This is a genomic window from Variovorax sp. P2_H12 (assembly GCF_056403395.1).
The window spans coordinates 1-404 of record NZ_JBFUFO010000255.1; the positions used below are offsets into that span (position 1 = coordinate 1).

Below are 404 nucleotides of genomic sequence, written 5' to 3' on the forward strand. Positions count from 1 at the left end.
GCGGTACCAAGGTGTGGTTCCACAACCCGTACGGACGCAACACGACCCCCGCCCGTGGCGTGACCGTGGTCAAGGCTGCCGGGGACTCGCCCGCAGCGGTGTACGGCAGCAGCTACCCGGACAAGGACGAATATCCCGCCGGGCTTTCGCCCTCCACTCAGGCTCCGCTGAGCTTCTACAGCGTCCCCGCCGGCCAGGCGTATGTCGCGACCAGTGAGGCCGCGGCCACCGACGACTACTTCCCCTCAAGCGGCAGCGTCGTGACCGGCGGCAAAAAGATGTACACCATTCAGTACAACCACCGAGTCGGGCTGGTGTACGAGTCCGACGTGACGGCAGCCCCCTGATCGTCCGACCGTAAACGCTGGCCGGCCAGGGCCGACGAGCGACCATCCGGATTCCGG

General features: G+C 66.8%; 1 protein-coding gene. It reads left to right on the forward strand.

Going from position 1 to position 404, the window contains the following annotated elements:
• Positions 1-347: hypothetical protein (locus tag AC1DYK_RS36035; RefSeq protein WP_478170627.1), on the forward strand; the 347-nt coding region annotated here is incomplete at its 5' end.
• Between the last annotated feature and the right edge of the window lie 57 nt (positions 348-404).